The sequence below is a fragment of the Dermacoccus sp. CCH2-D9 genome (assembly GCF_001556795.1).
Taxonomy (GTDB): domain Bacteria; phylum Actinomycetota; class Actinomycetes; order Actinomycetales; family Dermatophilaceae; genus Dermacoccus; species Dermacoccus nishinomiyaensis.
In genome coordinates, this window is the sequence record NZ_LSJT01000056.1 from 1 (window position 1) to 1288 (window position 1288).

The 1288-nt window shown below is 67.6% G+C and carries 2 protein-coding genes; both read right to left on the reverse strand.

Annotation, left to right across the window (positions count from 1 at the left end):
• A partial coding sequence (locus AX669_RS05225) for an IS3 family transposase (RefSeq protein ID WP_062257057.1) occupies window positions 1–829 on the reverse strand: 829 nt, incomplete at its 3' end.
• On the reverse strand, window positions 826–1164 hold the full coding sequence (locus AX669_RS14180; RefSeq protein ID WP_082740604.1) for a transposase: 339 nt from the start codon (window positions 1162–1164) through the stop codon (window positions 826–828). The genes AX669_RS05225 and AX669_RS14180, both read right to left, overlap by 4 nt.
• Between the last annotated feature and the right edge of the window lie 124 nt (window positions 1165–1288).

The following is a 1288-nucleotide window of genomic DNA, read 5'->3' on the forward strand; positions in this document are numbered from 1 at the left end:
GGCGGGTGTTGTAGCGGGTGGCCCACCGGAACACAGCCCGCCGGCAGCTGGTGGCGTCGGTGAACGTGGCGGCGCCAGCGAGGAGTTCGCGTTTCAGGGTGGCGTTGAATGACTCGGCCAGGGCGTTGTCGGCGCTGGTGCCGACGGCACCCATGGATTGGGTGACGCCGAGTTGGCCGCAGAGTTTGGCGTAGTCAGCCGAGGTGTAGACCGACCCGTGATCGCTGTGGAACACCGCCCCGGCCAGGCTGCCCCGGTCACGGCGGGCAGCCTTGAGTGCGTCTTCGACGAGTTCGGTGCGCATGTGGTCGGCGATCGCCCAGCCGGCGAGTTTGCGGGAGAAACAGTCGATCACGGTGGCCAGGTACAGATTGCGGCCCTCAGGCAGCGGCAGGTAGGTGATGTCGCCGACGTAGATGGTGTTGGGCCGCTCTGCGGTGAAGTCCCGCCTGAGCAGGTCGGGGTACTTCTGGTCGGCTGGCTCGGGCAGCGTGGTCCGGACCCGGCGGCGGAGCCGGATCCCGGCCAGCCCGTGGTGGCGCATCACCCGGGCGACCCGCTTGTGGTTGACCCGGTCCTCGGCCGGCACGCCGTCGTTGAGTTCAGCGGTCACCCTGGGTGCCCCGTAGGCGGGGTCACCACCGGTCTTCGGGTCCTGGACGGTCCGGATCCGTTCGGCGAGCTCGGCATCGGCCACGACCCGTTCGGCCCGGGCCGGTGCGGCGGCGCACCAGGCGTAGAACGATGACCGGGAGACCTCCACAGCCTGACACAACCGCTTCACCTCGAAGGCGTGCTGGTGGTCGGCGACGAACTGGAAGCGGTTCACCAGTTCGTCTCCCCAGCGAAATACTTGGCCGCTTTCCGCAGGATGTCCCGCTCGGTCTCGACCTTGACCTTGTCGGCCCGTAGCCGGGCGTTCTCCGCCTCCAACCGGGCGATCCTCACCGCCGCGGACTCGGTACCGGCCGACTTCGCGCCGCTGGAGGAGTGTTCTGGTGGCGCAGCCGTCGAACCTGTCCCGAACGCCCTCACCCAGTCCGCCAACGTTCCCCGGGACACCCCCAGATCGGCGGCGATGCCCTTCAACGTGGCATCGGGAGTGGACTCGTACAAGTCGACGGCCTGCCGACGGAACTCATCGGAGTAGTTCTTCCTGGCCATAGTCCTGATCATCTCGCTTCCTCCAGCAACTGCTGGATTCCACGTGTCCAAGACCCGGGGTCAGGGCCCAACCTCGACGAGGTTGAGCCAGGACCCGCTGGTCGGGGTGAAGTGCAACGTGATC